At 32.0% G+C, this 17,934-nt stretch carries 16 protein-coding genes; 13 read left to right on the top strand and 3 right to left on the bottom strand.

What is annotated here, in order from left to right; genetic code table 11:
- Positions 1–188: 188 nt before the first annotated feature.
- Positions 189–1,484: an ATP-dependent 6-phosphofructokinase gene (locus tag BLP60_RS04700; RefSeq protein ID WP_092064215.1), complete on the top strand. Its 1,296-nt coding sequence runs from the start codon at positions 189–191 to the stop codon at positions 1,482–1,484.
- Positions 1,485–1,493: 9 nt separating this feature from the next.
- Positions 1,494–2,933, top strand: a complete 1,440-nt coding sequence (locus BLP60_RS04705; RefSeq protein WP_092064218.1) for a UTP--glucose-1-phosphate uridylyltransferase — start codon at positions 1,494–1,496, stop codon at positions 2,931–2,933.
- Positions 2,934–2,973: 40 nt separating this feature from the next.
- Here the strand turns inward: BLP60_RS04705 and BLP60_RS04710 are convergent, their stop codons facing one another.
- Genes BLP60_RS04710 through BLP60_RS04720 form a run of 3 tightly spaced genes read right to left on the bottom strand, consistent with a single transcriptional unit; the run spans position 2,974 to position 5,284 of the window.
- Positions 2,974–3,891: a patatin-like phospholipase family protein gene (locus tag BLP60_RS04710; RefSeq protein WP_200779107.1), complete on the bottom strand. Its 918-nt coding sequence runs from the start codon at positions 3,889–3,891 to the stop codon at positions 2,974–2,976.
- Between the two features lies 1 nt (position 3,892).
- Positions 3,893–4,261 (bottom strand): acyl-CoA thioesterase, encoded by a 369-nt coding sequence (locus BLP60_RS04715; RefSeq protein WP_092064224.1) that lies wholly within the window; start codon positions 4,259–4,261, stop codon positions 3,893–3,895.
- Positions 4,262–4,264: 3 nt separating this feature from the next.
- The gene (locus tag BLP60_RS04720; RefSeq protein ID WP_092064227.1) at positions 4,265–5,284 is read right to left on the bottom strand and encodes a DUF1786 domain-containing protein; all 1,020 of its coding nucleotides are present in this window, start codon (positions 5,282–5,284) and stop codon (positions 4,265–4,267) included.
- Between the two features lie 138 nt (positions 5,285–5,422).
- Between BLP60_RS04720 and rfbB the strand changes: the two genes are divergently transcribed.
- The 11 genes from rfbB (at position 5,423) to BLP60_RS04775 (ending at position 17,933) form a co-directional block, all read left to right on the top strand.
- Entirely contained in the window at positions 5,423–6,439 is a 1,017-nt protein-coding gene (gene rfbB / locus BLP60_RS04725) for a dTDP-glucose 4,6-dehydratase (RefSeq protein WP_092064230.1), read from the top strand.
- Positions 6,429–7,289, top strand: coding sequence for a dTDP-4-dehydrorhamnose reductase (rfbD, locus tag BLP60_RS04730; protein ID WP_092064233.1), 861 nt, complete (start codon positions 6,429–6,431; stop codon positions 7,287–7,289). Before rfbB ends, rfbD begins: the two co-directional genes overlap by 11 nt.
- A gap of 121 nt (positions 7,290–7,410) precedes the next feature.
- Positions 7,411–8,433 carry a heat-inducible transcriptional repressor HrcA gene (hrcA, locus tag BLP60_RS04735; RefSeq protein WP_092064236.1) on the top strand — a complete coding sequence of 341 codons (1,023 nt, stop codon included), beginning with the start codon at positions 7,411–7,413 and terminating at the stop codon, positions 8,431–8,433.
- Positions 8,434–8,456: 23 nt separating this feature from the next.
- On the top strand, positions 8,457–9,032 hold the full coding sequence (grpE, locus tag BLP60_RS04740; RefSeq protein ID WP_092064239.1) for a nucleotide exchange factor GrpE: 576 nt from the start codon (positions 8,457–8,459) through the stop codon (positions 9,030–9,032).
- 93 nt (positions 9,033–9,125) lie between these two features.
- The gene (gene dnaK, locus BLP60_RS04745; protein WP_092064242.1) at positions 9,126–11,030 is read left to right on the top strand and encodes a molecular chaperone DnaK; all 1,905 of its coding nucleotides are present in this window, start codon (positions 9,126–9,128) and stop codon (positions 11,028–11,030) included.
- Positions 11,031–11,119: 89 nt separating this feature from the next.
- A complete protein-coding gene (locus BLP60_RS04750; protein WP_092064245.1) occupies positions 11,120–13,135 on the top strand; it encodes a penicillin-binding protein activator in 2,016 nt (671 codons plus the stop codon).
- Complete coding sequence (gene gatC / locus BLP60_RS04755) at positions 13,122–13,406, top strand: Asp-tRNA(Asn)/Glu-tRNA(Gln) amidotransferase subunit GatC (RefSeq protein WP_092064248.1); 285 nt, start codon at positions 13,122–13,124, stop codon at positions 13,404–13,406. Before BLP60_RS04750 ends, gatC begins: the two co-directional genes overlap by 14 nt.
- A 75-nt stretch (positions 13,407–13,481) precedes the next feature.
- Entirely contained in the window at positions 13,482–14,942 is a 1,461-nt protein-coding gene (gatA, locus tag BLP60_RS04760; protein ID WP_092064251.1) for an Asp-tRNA(Asn)/Glu-tRNA(Gln) amidotransferase subunit GatA, read from the top strand.
- Between the two features lies 1 nt (position 14,943).
- Complete coding sequence (gene mnmA / locus BLP60_RS04765; protein WP_092064254.1) at positions 14,944–15,981, top strand: tRNA 2-thiouridine(34) synthase MnmA; 1,038 nt, start codon at positions 14,944–14,946, stop codon at positions 15,979–15,981.
- Positions 15,971–17,221, top strand: a complete 1,251-nt coding sequence (gene mtaB / locus BLP60_RS04770; protein WP_092064258.1) for a tRNA (N(6)-L-threonylcarbamoyladenosine(37)-C(2))-methylthiotransferase MtaB — start codon at positions 15,971–15,973, stop codon at positions 17,219–17,221. The genes mnmA and mtaB overlap by 11 nt, the downstream gene beginning before the upstream one ends.
- Before the next feature lie 181 nt (positions 17,222–17,402).
- The gene (locus BLP60_RS04775; RefSeq protein ID WP_092064261.1) at positions 17,403–17,933 is read left to right on the top strand and encodes a DUF4416 family protein; all 531 of its coding nucleotides are present in this window, start codon (positions 17,403–17,405) and stop codon (positions 17,931–17,933) included.
- Position 17,934: the final 1 nt, after the last annotated feature.

The following is a 17,934-nucleotide window of genomic DNA, read 5'->3' on the forward strand; positions in this document are numbered from 1 at the left end:
CATTTATTAGTTATTAGTAGTGTAGATAAACACCCTTATAAAGCTGTCAACTAAAATATTTTAAGCAAATTTTTTAAACCTTTAAAATAATCACTTACTTGCTCTTTTTTTAAAAAAAGCTTAATAATAATTTTACTAATAAGATAAAAAAAATTTTGTTAAACACATACAAAGGGGGATAAGTTACAATGAGTTTAAAGAAAAAATTAAATACCTTAGTAGAAACTTTAGGCCAAGCAAAAATTCATTCGCCCTTAAAAACTTGTCGTTTTATTAATGAAAAAAATACTCTAACCCTTCCTATTCCCAAAGAACTATTAGATGAAAATGACCAGGGACCATACTCTATTGTATGTGAAGAAGCAGGTCCGCGCCAACTTCTATATTTTGATCCACCTAAAACAAAGTGCGCAATTGTGACTTGTGGTGGACTTTGCCCTGGAATCAATGATGTAATTCGTTCTATTGTAATGACGTGTTATCATAATTATAACGTCGCCTCAGTTGTAGGAATCCGTTACGGCTTACAAGGACTTATCCCCAAATACGGACACCCCCTTGTAGAATTAGATCCATCTACTGTGAGCAATATTCATGAATTTGGTGGAACAATACTTGGCTCATCTAGAGGACACCAATCCCCAGAAGAAATTGTAGATAGTTTAGAAAGATTAAACATTAATATTCTTTTTATGATTGGTGGCGATGGTACAATGAAAGCAGCTAGGGCTATCTACAAAGAAATCAAAAAACGCAAACTTAAATTGAGTGTAATTGGAATCCCTAAGACCATAGACAATGACATTTACTTAGTTTCTCAAACTTTTGGCTTTGATACTGCTGTAGAAAAGGCAACAGAGGCCATCCGTTGTGCCCATACTGAAGCCATTGGAGCTCCAAATGGAATTGGAATGGTAAAGTTAATGGGCAGAGAGTCTGGATTTATTGCAGCCCAAGCCACATTAGCTTTAAAAGAAGTAAATTTTGTCTTAATTCCTGAAGTTCCGTTTAATATTCATGGGGAAAATGGTTTTCTTAGTCATCTAGAAAAAAGAATTTTATCCCGAGGTCATGCTGTAGTTGTTGTAGCAGAAGGAGCAGGACAAGATTTATTTGACAATTTAGGAACAGATGCTTCAGGTAATAAAAAATTAGGAGATATTTGTGCAGTATTAAGAGAAGAAATAAAAAAATACTTTACAAGTAAAAATATACCCTATACTTTAAAATTTATAGATCCGAGTTATATTATTCGTTCAATTCCAGCTAATGCAAATGATCGAGTATATTGCGGTTTCTTAGGACAACATGCAGTACATGCAGGAATGAGTGGAAAAACAAATATGCTTGTCAGTAGACTACAAGATAGATATATTTATTTACCTATTTCAATAGTTACTCAAAAAAGAAGAAAGTTAAATCCTAATTCTAATTACTGGAGTGCAGTATTGTCCTCTACAGGACAACCTTTAAATATGGAATAAGGAGATAATATGACCTCAAGTATAGATTGCATTACTAATACAGATACAGAACTTTTATCTTATTTTAAACCATTTGCTTTAAAAATGGAAAGTCAAGGTATACCTCCTATTGTTATCAATCTATTCAAGTGTTATTTTTCCCAACTTTTATTTGGAAGCCAAGGCAAATTAACTAAAAAAGAAATCCTTCCTTTAAAAAAAGATGAGTTAAAAACTTTAAAGCAGGTCTCAAAGTATACGTCTGTGGGGAAAAAAGTCCTAAAAAAATTAGTTGTTTTTAAATTAAATGGCGGATTAGGCACAACAATGGGTTTAAAAAAACCCAAAGGACTTATTCCTGTAAAAAATAATAAAAACTTCTTAGAATTAAGCATAGAACAAATAGAAATACTTCGCTCTAAACATAAACAAAACATTCCTCTTATTTTTATGAATAGCTTTTATACTCATGAAGCTACAATGAAATTTCTAGAAAAAAACTTAAATACAGAGGGAATTCCTTCATCCTTTGTCCAAAACAAATTCCCTCGAATTTTTAAAAAAGACCTTTCTCCAGCTAAGTGGTCTAACGACCCTCAATTAGAATGGAACCCCCCAGGACATGGAGATTTTTATACAGCTTTATTTACTACTCGACTATTAGATATTTTACTTGATAAAGGATATCAGTATGCTTTTATATCCAACTGTGACAATTTAGGAGCTAAATTAGACTTAGGCATTCTTGGGTATTTGGCCAAGGAAGAGCTTTCATTTATTATGGAGGTAACAGAAAGAACACATGTGGATAAAAAGGGCGGACATTTATGTAGATTATTAAAAAACTATCGTCTTGCCTTAAGAGAACTTGCTCAATGTCCATCAAATGAACTATCCGAGTTCCAAAATATCAAACTCTACTCTTTTTTCAATACTAATTCTTTATGGTTAGACTTAAAACAAATTAAAAAAATATTTTTACGCCATAAATTAATGCCCCTTGACCTAATTATTAATGAAAAACATATTGACTCAGCAGATTCTTCTTCTCCTCTAGTCTACCAACTTGAAACAGCTATTGGTTCAGCTATTTCTGCCTTTGACTTTGCTGAAGCTATTAATGTTCCCAGAAATAGATTCTCTCCTGTAAAAACAACTTCGGATTTACTTTTAATTCGTTCTAATTGTTATAACTTAGATCAAGACAAAAACATTACTTTACGCAATACTCAAGATTGCCTTCCCAAAATTATTTTGGATCCAAAATTTTACAAAAATCTACATGATTTTGAGAAACGATTTCCTTATCCCGTTAAAATACAAAATTGTTCACAAATAGAAATTTATGGCAATATATTCTTTGGTAAAAACATTATTTTTAAGGATAAAGTTAAAATTATAAACAAAACTGACAAAGAAATATATATAGAAGATAAAACAATAAGTAGCGAGTTAATTATAGAAAATTAATTCTGGGAAAAATAAAAAAGTAATCTATTTTAATCTGGTATTAAATTTTATCAATATTAAGTGATTTTAATAATTTTTTAGTTTCTAAGTAACCCATTTCTATCCCTTCTTTGCCTTTATGAAAATCCATAAAGCCTATACTTCCCAAAGAAGGTCTAATTAAAAAGTCAGGAGGACAAACTTCAAAAAGAATATTCGTAAGCCTTTCTTCCATCACAGTAATTGAAGTATGCATTATCTCAAAAATATGAGGTATATCCTCTGCCTTGGTCATCCAAGATTTGACTTCTTCTAACAAAGGTATTTCTATTTTGGACAGTTTATTTTTCACCTTTTTAGAAATCTTTTCTAACCACTCACTATCTTTTTTATTATTTAATAATTTAATCTCTATTTGAGCTTTCTTATTTTTTTTGCGTCTATAATTTAAATCTACAGCAAGCACTTTTTTAGCACCTAAAGATTTTACCACATTCACAGGAACAGGATTAACTAATCCTCCATCTACAAGACATTTTTTATTTTTTATGACAGGTGTGAAAATAGCAGGGACAGCTATACTGGCTCTAACAGCTTCTATAGTAGAGCCTGTTTTTAAAACAATTTCTTCTCCTGTATATAAGTCTGTGCTTACAGCAGCAAAAGGAATCTGCAATTCTTCTATTTTAGATGGCAAATATTGTTTTAGAAAATCAACAACCTTTCTTCCATCAATTAAACCATTTCTTGGGAAAACTAAATCTACCATAGATAATACGCGCTTCCAATCCATTTTTAAAATATCTTTAGCAAAATCGTCTATTTTTCCTGCAGCATAAACAGCTCCTACTAATGCCCCTATACTTGTCCCAGCTACCCAGTTTATTTTTAATTCAGATTCCTGAAGAGCTTTTAAAACCCCTATATGAGCCCATCCTCTAGCAGCACCAGCACCTAAAGCAACACCTATTTTCTCCATATTAATCTCCATTCTTTTTAGGTAAGGGTATTTTTTTACCTTGCTCATTAACCCTTACAAAAGTCACTTTTGTATTAAAAACCAATATCTCTTCTGTTGCACCAGGTGCATCAGCATATACATTTACTTGATATGTTGCTGATGTATTGTGCTGTTTATATAATTTAATATCAAAACGCAAAATAGAACCATTTACTACAGGTTTTTTAAATTGAATCTCATCCATAGCAATAGTTACCATTCTACATCCTGTAAATTCTTTAGAAGCTGCTAGCCATGCGAATTCATCCACCCATTTTAACATCATTCCACCAAAAAGATAGCCATGATGATTTAAATGTTCTGGTCTCACAATAACATATGTTTCCATTTTTTATCCCCTGTTTATATGTTGAAATCCTTTTAAAAGTCCAAAACATCCAGCTAACATCATATCTCCGCCAGGACATAAAAACTCCACATCAAACTGGGACAGCTTAGATCTTCTAGGACCAAGAACAAAAATAGGACCAAAATTTACAGGCAAATCTATAAGCACACATCCATGCCCATTAGAAGAAAATACATCCTCATTCTTTAATTTTCCCTTTTTAAATAACTGAATATCTTCCCAAATTTGTTCACCTGTTCTTAATCTTGTATGATGCTCATAGACACCATATACTTCACTTTTATACACTAAAAACCCCAAAACATGGCTATTACCTATATTGACAATACAAATACCTTGCTGCTCTTGCAATTCTTCTACTTTAGAATCAAACATTGCACCTAAAATAGCACAGACTCCTGTATCCGCCACCAGACCTTGTCCTATACTTTGTCTCAAAGAAAATAGTCTATTTAATTCAATAGGAGGAAAATCATATAATAAGGAATAAATATTATTATTTTGAGAAATAAATTTTTCCCACAGTTCGAATCTTCCTTTTCTATTACTTTTGTGAGGGAAAAATCCATGGTCTTGAGCACAAGCTAAAATAATATCTGGATAATCTAAGTTTAAGACATTTAAAAACGTCTGCCAAAAACTAGGAGAAAAGTCTGTGAGATAAATCGGTGCTGCACCCTTTGGAGGGTTCTCTACAATCTCTATCCCCATTTTTTTAACTTTTTCTAAATCATCAGCTAAAGAAAAGTATGCATCTTTAGCCACAAAAACTTTAAAACCTGCTTTTAAATGTTCAAATAAAGCAAACTTATATCCTCCTCCCATATTTTTACCATAAAGAAATATATCCTTTTGCTTGGCAGTCAAATTTCGAATTTGAGTAGCTATTTGCATAGCAGGAGAAGGCAAAATGAACTTAGGACAATTTTCTATTTCTACTCCCTCTTGAAAATAAAGAACATCTTGAGTTCCACTTCCAATATCCAAACATAAAATATTCATATAGACTCCTTAACCAACTAAAATAATTTAAAAAATAGATTACTTTTATCCAAATATTCTTTTACCCATTTTCATAACTTGACAGAAATACAATAATTGTCTCAGTTAAAAGGAGCAATTATTTTTTTGGAGCTTAAGATGAAAATCTTAATTACAGGTGGTGCAGGATTTATTGGCACCAATTATATATATTACTTATTTGAACACTATCCTGATATTACTGTTATAAACTTAGATAAACTAACTTATGCGGGAAATTTAATCAATCTAGAACCTATTCAAAAAAAATGGGGTGGGAAAAAATATTTTTTTATCCATGGAGATATTGTAGATAAAGAGCTTGTTTTAACTATTTTAAAAAAATATGAAATAGAAATTATTATCAATTTTGCAGCAGAATCTCATGTGGACAGGTCGATAAACAATCCCTATCCTTTTGTGCAAACAAATGTTTTAGGTACTCAAAACTTATTAGAATGTGCTAAACAAGTTCAAATAAAAAAATTTATTCATATTTCTACAGATGAAGTATATGGTTCTCTCGGCAAAAACGGCAAATTTACAGAAGATACTCACTTACTTCCCAATAGTCCATATTCTGCCTCTAAAGCAAGTGCAGACCTATTATGTAGGAGCTATTTTAAAACCTATAACTTGCCAGTTATCATTACTCGATGTTCTAATAATTATGGTCCTTATCAATTCCCAGAAAAATTAATTCCTCTTGCATTTCTAAAAGCAATTCACAATCAACCTATTCCTATCTATGGAAAAGGGACCAATATAAGAGATTGGATTTTTGTCAAAGATCACTGTAAAGGTATTGATCTTGCCCTTAAAAAAGGAGTACCTGGAGAAATTTACAACTTAGGTGGCAATGCAGAAAAACAAAATATTGAGGTAGTAAAAGCTATTCTAGATTTTTTGGGGAAACCCTACTCGCTTATTAAATTTGTCCAAGATAGACCAGGCCATGATTTTCGTTATGCCATGGATTTCAGCTATGCCCAAAAAACACTTGGTTTTAAGCCAAGTGTTAATTTTGAACAAGGGCTAGAAAAAACTTTAAAATGGTATCAAAATAATATTCAATGGATACAACAAGTTCAATCTGGAGAATACTTAAAATTTATGGAAAAGTGGTATGGAAAATAAAATAGCTCTTATTTTAGGTGGACAAACAGGTTTATTAGGTCAAGCAATTACAGATATCTTAAATAAAAACAAGTGGGAAGCAATTTCTCCAGCTAAAAATAAATTTAATATATTTTCCTCTGAAGAACTTAAAAATTTTATTCAAAAACACCATATTTCTTATGTTTTTAATACCATTGCTTATACTCAGGTAGACAAAGCAGAACAAGAACAAAAAAAAGCAATAGAATTAAATAGAACATTTCCTGTAATTTTAGGCAATGTATGTAAAGAACTAGGTATTTATCTAATTCACTATAGCACAGACTTTGTATTTAATGGGCAGAAAGAGTCTCCGTATGAACCAACAGATCCTCCTTGTCCTCTAAACATATATGGGAAAACAAAGCTGGAAGGAGAAAAAAATCTTTTGGAAATAACAAATCTAAAACTTTTAATTATCAGAACTGCTTGGCTTTTTGGTCAAGGAAAAGTTAATTTTGTAAGTAAAATTTTAAATCTTGCTAAAGAAAAACAAACTTTAAATGTAGTTCACGATCAAGTTGGATCTCCTACCTATACTTATGATTTGGCAAAATATTCTCTTCAACTTGTAAATACCAATGCAACAGGAATTTTTCATATAGTAAATTCAGGTCAAGCATCGTGGTGCGAACTTGCTCAAGAAGCTGTACATTGTTTAGGCCTACAATGTAAAATTATTCCTATCTCCTCTCATGAATTCCCCCAAACTGCTAAAAGACCAACCTATTCGGTTTTAAGCACAAAAAAATTCACAGAACAAACAGGAATAACTCCTCGCCCGTGGGTTCAAGCATTAAGAGAATATCTTTATTCTTTTCACTTTTAACTTTTTATTCAGTAAAAATTTTCTATATGTCATTTTCCCTCTTGCTTGACACCTAAATTTCTCATAATTAGTTTTGTATTTACCTATAAACTATCAACGTAAGCCTCAAAAGGACAAAACCATGTTAACACCAAGAGAACAAGAAGTATTAAATACCATTGTAATAAATTTTCTCAAAACCAAAAATCCTATAGGCTCTCGTACAGTAGCAAAACGTTCTACTCTTAATTTAAGTGCTGCTTCTATTCGAAATATCATGGCAGACTTATCTGAAAAAGGATACCTCAGACAACCTCATACTTCTGCGGGTCGAGTTCCTACAGGAAAAGCAATTCGATTATATATAACAAAACTATTTACTCCTGCTCCTTTTAGTCATCAAGAAAAAAAACAAATTGAAAATAAATTAAAACAAAATATGCCCGACCTTGAAAAAACTTTAAGTAGCGCGAGTAAACTTTTATCCTCTGTCTCAGAACAAGTAAGTTTGGTCTTGTCTCCTCAAAAAAAATTAACTCATTGGAAACAAATAGATTTTATGTGGATAAAACCTGGTTTAGTTTTATCCATTTTAGTTCTAGAAGAAGGACTTGTTCAAAATAAAATCATTCAAGTTAATAAAGATATCACTAAAGATGATTTAATCAAATTTAGTAATTTTTTAAATGAAAAATTTAAAGGTTTACCTCTTTATATTGTAAGACAAAAAATACTAGAAGAAATGCAACAAGCACATGCTAAATTTGAAAATCTTTATCAAAAAGCTATGCAGGTAGCACAAAAAACATTTGATGATAACAATCGTAAAGTTTTTGTAGAAGGTACTATCAATATATTGGATAAAGAACAAATAAAAGATATTCAAACAATGAAAGAATTATTTCATTTTTTAGAAGAAAAATCTAGACTTCTAGAAATATTAGATAAAACAATAGAAGAAAATGGATTAAGTATATTAATCGGAGAAGAAGATCTAGAATCATTAGAAGACTATAGTGTTGTATCATGCCCTTATTCCATAAAAGATGAAGCTTATGGTGTAGTAAGTGTAATAGGTCCTATCTATATGAACTATCCTAAAATTATTCCACGTGTTGACTTAATATCCAAAGTGCTTACTGAAATATTTCAAGAATTCTATTAAGATAAGTATAAAACGGAGGACATATGAGTAAAAAAGAAAAATCTCAAAAACAGGACATCTCTTCTAAAAAAACACAAGAGAAACAAGACAAAGACAAAGAAATTTCTTTAAGTAACGAAGAACTAAAAAAACTATGCGAAGAAAAAATATGTCCTGAATGTGCTCAGCTAAAAGAAAAAGAGGAGTTGGTATTAAGAACTTTGGCTGATGCAGAAAACTTAAAAAAACGCTTAGCTAGAGAAAAGGAAGAGTTTTGTAAATTTGCCACTTCTACTCTATTGGAAGACCTTTTACCAATTATAGATAACCTGGAACTGGCTCTAAGCCACTCTCAAAAACAAAATGAATGTGCGAGTTTAACTGAAGGCATAGAAATGACCCTAAAAATGTTCAGAGACGTGCTTAAAAAATATGGTCTAATCCCTGTAGGAGAAGTTGGTGAAAAATTTGATCCAAATATTCATGAAGCAATGGCCCAAGAAGAACGAGAGGATATGGAGGAAGGTATGGTGTGCCAAATGTATCAAAGAGGATACAAACTTCATGACCGACTTCTTAGACCTGCAAGGGTTATTGTTAGCAAAAAGTGTGCAAAATAATATTTTTTTTCAATAAAAAGTCTTTACAAATGAAAAATTAGACTTAACTTTTGAAAACAATAAAAAAATTAAGAAGATAGGAGGATTTAAAAAATGGGTAAAATTATTGGAATAGATTTGGGTACAACTAATAGCTGTGTATACTTTATGGAGGGAAAAGATCCTAAGTGTATTACTAACCCTGAGGGCGGAAGAACCACTCCTTCGGTAGTTGCTTTTACAGATAAGGAAAGACTCATTGGAGAAATTGCAAAAAGACAAGCTATAACCAATCCAGAACGCACTGTATATGCTATTAAAAGATTAATGGGTAGAAAATTTGATGATCCATTGATTCAAAAATGGAAAGAACGTTGTCCATATAAAATTGTACCTGGACCAAACGGAGATGCATATGTTCAAATTGGCGACAAAAAATATAGTGCTCCTGAAATTTCAGCGATGATTTTGCAAAAACTAAAAAAAGATGCTGAGGAGTTTTTAGGAGAGAAAATTACAGAAGCAGTTATCACCGTACCAGCATATTTTAATGATAGTCAAAGACAAGCAACCAAAGATGCGGGTAGAATTGCAGGTCTTGAGGTGAAGAGAATCATAAATGAGCCTACCGCTGCTTCTTTAGCTTATGGAATGGACAAAAAAAAGAATGAAAAAATTGCAGTTTATGACCTTGGAGGAGGAACCTTTGACATTTCTATATTAGAAGTGGGAGATGGTGTAGTAGAAGTAAGAGCAACAAATGGAGATACATTTCTAGGTGGAGAAGATTTTGATCAAAGAATTATTAATTACTTAGTAGATGAATTTAAAAAAGAAAATGGAATTGATCTTTCTCAAGATAAAATGGCCTTACAACGCTTAAAAGAAGCAGCAGAAAAAGCCAAAAAAGAATTATCTAGCTCTTTAGAGACAGATATTAATCTGCCTTTTATTACAGCAGATCAAACAGGTCCCAAGCATTTAAATATTAAACTAAGTAGGGCAAAATTAGAAAAATTAGTAGAGGACTTAGTAGATAGAAGTATTGAACCATGTAAAAAAGCCTTAGAAGATGCTGGATTAAAACCATCTGATATTGATGAAGTAATTTTAGTAGGTGGAATGACCAGAATGCCATTAGTTCAGAAAAAAGTGGCTGAATTTTTTGGTAAGGAACCACACAAAGGTGTTAATCCAGATGAAGTAGTAGCAATGGGTGCTGCTATTCAGGGTGGAATATTAAGTGGAGATGTAAAAGATGTATTACTCCTAGACGTTACTCCATTATCTTTAGGCATTGAAACTTTGGGAGGAGTATTTACTAAATTAATAGAACGCAATACCACAATTCCCACCAAAAAAAGTCAAATCTTCACCACTGCTGCAGATAACCAAAGCTCTGTAACTATCCATGTATTACAAGGTGAAAGACCAATGGCAGCAGACAACATGTCTTTGGGAAGATTTGAGCTTACTGGCATTCCTCCAGCTCCCAGAGGAGTACCTCAAATAGAAGTAACTTTTGATATTGACGCCAACGGTATTGTAAATGTTTCAGCCAAAGACTTAGGTACAGGCAAAGAACAGTCTATTCGTATTACTCCTTCTAGTGGTTTATCTGAAGAAGAAATTCAAAAACTTATCAAAGAGGCAGAAGCTCATGCAGAAGAAGATAAGAAAAAACAAGAACTTATTGAAGCTAGAAACCAAGCAGACTCTCTTATTTATACTACAGAAAAATCTCTCAGAGATTTAGGAGATAAAATAGATGCTACTCTAAAAAGTGAGATAGAAAATAAAATAGAAACGCTTAAAAAAGTAATGCAGCAAGATAATGTAGAAGACATTAAAAAAGCTTCAGAAGAACTTGCTCAGGCATCACATAAACTAGCAGAAAAGTTATATGCCCAAAAAACAACACAAAACCAAGGACCAGAAGCTGGTCCTCAACAAAATACCCAAACCAACAAAGATGATGGAGATGATGTAGTAGATGCTGATTATACAGAAGTAAAATAACTATGACTTGACAGTGTTTCCTTATCCCACCTATAAACAGGCCTGGATTTTACATCCAGGCCTTATTTTTTATTTAAGGAAATACGCTTATGTTATATTCAATTACTAAAATTTTTAAACTTATTCTTGTTGTTTTATGTATAGTAATCTTTAGTGGTTGTGGGAAAAAATTTATCACTGCTCCTACAATATATGAAAACAAAAAAGAATTACAAGCTCAACAAGCCCTAGAAAATAAAGAATGGCTAAAAAGCAAACAGTTATTCTCCCAATTATTAAACACACCTAATTTAGGACCTGAAAAAAAATCTATTTATCTAAAAGGTTTAGCAATAAGCTATTTTCACACAAACGACTGTTTTAATGCATCCCACAGTATTAAAACCATTTTTAGCATCAACCCATCAATGCAAAATGACTGGGAACTAAATAAGATATTATTTCTTTGTATGCAAAAAAACTATGGAAACAGTACAGCAGAAGAACATATATTAAGATTATGTTTAGATAAAAATAGAAATTGGGAACTTAGACAAAATGCAACATTATTTTTATTTGATTTTTATTTAAAACAAGAAAAAGCATTAGAAGCTATTTTAAGTTTAAAGGAAATAAGTCAAAATACTCCACAAGAACATTTAGGTGAGTTAGAAGAATCCCTGTTCAATTTTTTAAAACAAAAAGATTTCAAATCCTTAGAAAAGTTAAAAGAAAATTGCTCAACTCAAAGTTCTTTTCCAGAAAATGTAATTCTCTTTAGTTATTTTTATATCCTATCAAAGGATAATCCTACTAACTGGCCATTTTGCTGGTCAAGATTAAAATCCATACTAAGGCAAAACACTCTCCATTCTTTACTCTTCTCAGAACTTGTAACCCAACTGGAAGAAAAATGGGGTACGCCTGAACAAGAACTAGTGCTTTTACTTCCTTTATCTGGCCCTTATGCCCATTTTGGCTGGCAAATATTTAAAGGAGCTAGCCTAGCCCAATGGCAACTAATGAGTGAAGGACAATCTTTAAAAATAAAAGTGATTAATTCTTTTTCTAACAATTGGATAAAAGAATTGGAAAATTCATCTGGCCAAATAGTTGGGGGACCCATTGCCCCCAACAAAATTTCTAAAGTCTTTGAAAACAATCTTGAAAAAGAAAAAATCTTCTTTGTATTTTCTCCAAAAGTAAAAGAAGAGGGGAAAACCATATGGCGTTTTTTCCCTAGCAGTAGGGACCAAATACGGGCTTTACTTAATACTTGCACTTATAAGTTAGGGATTTCTCGTTTTGCTATCCTCTATCCAGAAGAAAACTATGGCAAAAAAATGGCTAAAATTTTTCTTCAGGAAATTTCTAATTCTACTTATAATGAAACAAACGCCACCGTAACTGGTTTGCTAAGTTATCCTGCCACTAATCCTAAAAAATGGGGAGAAAAAGTTGCGAAATTTTTAGGAATAGAAGCAAATACATCTGAAGAAGAACTTGATCCTAATTCAGAAGAAAAAAAGCAAAACAAAGAAATTTTTCCTGAACCAGATTTTGATGCTGTTTTTATACCTGATAGTTTCTCAAGAGTAAGGGCAATGATTCCTTACTTCTTTTTTTATAATGAACCAACATTATATTTTTTAGGCCCAGCACTATGGGATAATTCTAGTCCCTTAAGCTCCTTAGAAAAAAACTACTTTGCTCTTTCAATGTACCCAGGGCCGTGGTGGGACAGCAACCCATCTGCAGCCACAAGCCTACTTCAACATTTATTAGATAGTAGTGCCCAAGGTAAGGCAAATTTTTGGGTAGCACTAGGATTTGACTTTGTACGTTTTTTTGCTTCTCTACCTCAATTAAATATAAATTTACCCCCTGCAGAAATAAACAAATTTCTACAAAAAGCTAAGGACTTTAATTGGAGCATGGCTCCATTCTCTTGGAATGAAAGTGGGTTGGCTACTCAAAAACTTTACCTATTTAGTGTATTATCTAAAAATAAAAAATTGCTAGATCTGAAAAAAATACAAAAAATTAGAAAAGAAAGAATAGAGAAAAAAATACAACAAAAAGAAACTCAAAAAAATAATGAGGAGAAAACAAATGTCTCTTTCTAAAGATCAAGTTAAACAGATAGCTACTCTTGCAAAGTTAAAATTACCTAAAGAAAAAGAAGAACTATACCAACAGCAACTTACAAAAATACTAGATTATATGAACAAATTAAATGAACTAGATACAACTAATATAGAGCCACTTTACTCTCCTTGCCCCAATACAAGTATTTTTCGGGAAGATATGGTACAAAAAAATATTCAAAGAAAAGATATTTTACAAAATGCCCCAGCTACAGATGATGAATTTTTTATTGTCCCAAAAATTATTTAAACAGAAAACTACAAATTTTTTATTAAAAATCTAAATATCATTGTAGCATAAGAATAACATATATAAGGAGCCAGCATGGAACTGACAGATAAAACTTTAATAGAAATAAAAGACAGCTTAGCAAAAAAAGAAATAAGTGTTTTAGAGTTAGTTACAGCATGTCTAAAAAAGATAGAACAAACAGAAAAAAAAATAAATGCATTTATAACTCTAAGAAATGAAGAAGAACTACTTGAACAAGCTAAACAGTTAGATAGTGAAGGCTATGACCCCCAAAAACCTCTTTGGGGTATTCCTATTGGAATAAAAGATGTGTTTACTACAAAAGGGATTAAAACAACTTGTGGGTCTAAAATCTTAGAAAATTTTGTTCCTGTATATGATGCTGAAGTAGTGACACGATTAAAAGAAGCAGGAGCAATTATTTTAGGTAAACAAAATATGGATGAATTTGCCATGGGCTCTTCTACAGAGAACTCTGCTTTTGGCCCAACTAAAAATCCATGGGATATAAGTCGAGTTCCAGGTGGCTCTAGTGGCGGGAGTGCAGCAAGTGTAGCAGCAAAGCAATGTTTTGCTGCCATTGGAACAGATACAGGAGGATCTATCAGACAACCAGCCTGTTTTTGCGGACTCGTTGGAGTAAAGCCAACTTATGGCAGAGTTTCACGATACGGATTAATAGCTTATGGTTCTTCTTTTGACCAGGCAGGTCCATTAACTAAAACAATAAAAGATGCTGCTCTCATTCTAAACGTCATTGCAGGACATGACCCTAAAGATTCAACTTCTCTTCGGGCTCCTGTACCAGATTATTTAGCTCAAATTAAACATACAAGTTTAAAAGGAGTAAGCTTTGGAATCCCTAAAGAATATTTTCAAAAGGGCCTAGATCAAGAAGTAGAAAACTCTATCTTAAAACTTATAGATATCCTTAAACAAGAAGGCGCTGAAATAAAAGAAATAAGCCTACCTCATACTGAATATGCAATCGCAACTTATTATATCTTGGTAATGGCTGAAGCTTCTTCTAATCTCGCAAGATTTGATGGCGTTCGTTATGGTTTTAGAGCAAAACAAGCGAATAATTTAAAGGAAATGTATGAACTCTCTAGAACCTATGGATTTGGAGATGAAGTACAAAGACGAATCATGCTGGGTACATATGTATTATCTGCTGGATATTATGATGCTTATTACAAAAAAGCAGCTCAAGTAAGAAGAATTTTAAGAAAAGATTTTGATATGGCCTTACAAAAATGTGATTATATATTAGCGCCAGTAAGTCCCACCCCTGCTTTTAAACTAGGTGAGCATAGTCACGATCCTCTAAAAATGTATCTCACTGACATCTATACTATTTCATTAAATTTAGTTGGTCTTCCAGGAATAAGTTTACCCATTGAAGTCGGAAAGCTCTCAGGTCTTCCGCTTGGTATTCAATTAATAGGTAAATGGTTAACAGAAGAAAAATTATTCCAAGTGGCTTTTAATATAGAACAACTGGTAGATTCTTTATCTTATCCTAACGTGTAAAATGAAAATTGGTGTATTATTAAGTGGTGGTATTGATAGCCTTTATACCACCATTTTACTAAAAAAAATGAACCATGAAGTAATTGGCATCTATGGTTCATTTTTTCATTCTCCAAATCAAAACACTATTTGGGAGAACCTAAAGCTACTCTCTAAAACACTAAATTTTGAGCTTCACAAAATAGAACTTCATTCTGAATTTCAAAAACTCATCATAAAGCCTTTTATCAAAGATTACATACGTGGATTAACACCTAACCCTTGTGCTCTTTGTAATCCAAAAATCAAATTTGGACTCCTGCTTCAAAAGGCTCTCAAATTAGGAGTAAAAAAGATAGCTTCTGGGCATTATGCAAAGATTATTACAAAAAACAATAACACATTTTTGTTTAGAGGGGATGACCCCACAAAAGAGCAAAGCTATTTTTTATCCCTTTTGCCACAAGCAACCCTTAGTCATTTACTTTTCCCTTTAGGGGAGCTTAAAAAACAAGATGTTGTTCAAAAAATAAAAGAATATAACTTATTCCATTTTACTACAAAGGAAAGCAATGAAGTCTGCTTTATTCCGAGTAACTATCGAGAATTTTTGCAATCTAATGGTATACATTTAGATAAACCTGGGCCAATTAAACTCTTAGATGAAACCTTATTAGGTACTCATAAAGGTTTATGGAACTATACTTTAGGACAACGCAGAGGTATTGGAATCCCTTATAAAGAGCCACTCTATGTCCTAAAAAAAGATATCTCCACCAACACACTTTATGTTGGCATTAAAAAAGAACTTCAAGCTAAAAGCGTGGTAGGAATAAATTTTAATTTTTTAGAACAAGTGCAAAACTGGCCTTCAGAAATATATATTCAAATCCGTTATCGTCAAAAAGCTAAAAAAGCTATTTTAAAAAAACAAGAAAAAGATACGCTTTACTTTGAATTTAAAGAACAAGAAGAAAAACCAGCTCCAGGACAAATATTAGCTGTATATACCAAGGAAGGACAAGTACTAGGAGGAGGAATTATAAAAGGTGAATTTTAAAACTTTTTTTATTAAAACCCTAGGTTGCAAGGTAAATCAATATGAAACTCAAGCTATTATAGAAATTCTTCAAAATCAAAATAAGATGCTTGTTTCAGAACAAAAAGCAGAAGTTATTATTTTAAATAGTTGTGCAGTAACACAAGGTGCCTTTACTGATCTAAAAAAAAGTGTACGGCATTTTGTTTCTATCAATCCCACTGCTAAAATCATTGTCATTGGCTGTGCAGCCCAAGTATTAAAAGACAAAATTAGTTTATGGCCTGAAGTCAATACCATCATTCCCCAGGATAAAAAATTCTCTTTTTTCCAAAAAACTTCTTTTAATAATCCTTTTCCCAATATAAATAACTATTTTAGAGCCAGAGCAGTTTTAAAAGTCCAAGACGGTTGTTCTCATCACTGTACTTATTGTATCGTACCTCTTACTAGAGGAAAGTCCATCAGTAGAAAACCTAAAGACATCCTATTAGAAATCAAACGCCTTGCTCAGGCAGGGTTCAAAGAAATTATTTTAAGCGGTATAAATCTTAGACAATATGGACGAGATTTAGAAAATAAAATGAATTTTTGGGAATTAATTGATTTTTTAGGTAATAATTTTAATTTTTTAAAACACAACATAAGAATACGCTTAAGTTCTATTGAACCTGCAGATCTAACTACACAAGCCCTACTCATTTTAAAAACACATCATTTTATCTGCCCTCATCTTCATATTTCTTTACAAAGTGGAAGCAATACCATTTTAAAAAAAATGGGAAGAGGTCATTATAAGGCAGAAAATCTTTTAGATTTCTGTGCCAAACTCAACTCTATTTGGCCTATTTATGGATTAGGGCTAGATTTATTAGTAGGATTTCCAGGAGAAACAGAGCAAAATTTTAATCACACTTATGAACTAGTGAATAAGTTACCTCTAAGTTATGCTCATGTCTTTCCATATTCTCCCAGACCCAATACCAAGGCTATTAATATTCCCGATCAAGTGCCTCAAACCTTAAAAAAACAGAGAACAAAATTATTAAGGGAATTGGTGCAAAACAAAAGAAAAGATTTTTATCAAAAAGTCCTTAAATTACATGAAGTTAATGTTATCGTAGAAAACTCCAACCTAGGAACCACAGAACACTATCTTCAAGTAAAGTTTACTGAGCCTACTAACAAGCCCATAAAATCTGTTCAAAAGGCAAAACCTATCAGGATCGAAAATGACCGACTTTTAGTAAAGTTATTCTAACAATCTGGCTAGTAAAACCAATAAATCCTAATAGTTTTCAATCCTAATTTATCTATAAAATTCCAATAATTATCTATCTTAACAATCTATTTGAACTTGAGTTTAAAAATGGTTAACATATTTAGTTATCAACTGAAGGGATTTATTATCCCTAAACTTAATTTTTAAAATTTAATAAATCATGAGTACACCTAAAATTCCTTCACCAGGAAAAATATTTCTTTCTATTTTAAGTGCCAAATGGGAAAAATTTTGGCCTGCTCTACTTTTAACTTTAGAAAAAAAATGGGGCAAAGCTGATTATTTATCCGATTTAATTCCCTTCTCTCAAACCAAATACTATGACGCTGAATTAGGAACTCCCATTTTTAGAAGAGTTTTATCCTTTTCTAATCTAATCCCGTTAGACCAACTGGTTTCATTAAAACAATTTACAAATCAACTAGAACAACTCAATCTTCAAAATAATAATAGAATTTTTAATCTAGATCCAGGTATCATAACTTATGAAAGATTAGTTTTAGCTACAGGAAAAAATTTTACTCATAGAATTTATCTTAAAGAAGGAATTTTTGCAGATCTAACCCTTATATATACCAAAGGGAAATGGCAAACTTTGCCTTGGACATTCCCAGATTATGCTACCCACGAGATGCAGCAACACTTAACCAACATAAGAAACATTTATAGACAACAGCTTCAAAACAAATAAG

The organism is Desulfonauticus submarinus (genome assembly GCF_900104045.1).
Lineage (GTDB): Bacteria > Desulfobacterota > Desulfovibrionia > Desulfovibrionales > Desulfonatronovibrionaceae > Desulfonauticus > Desulfonauticus submarinus.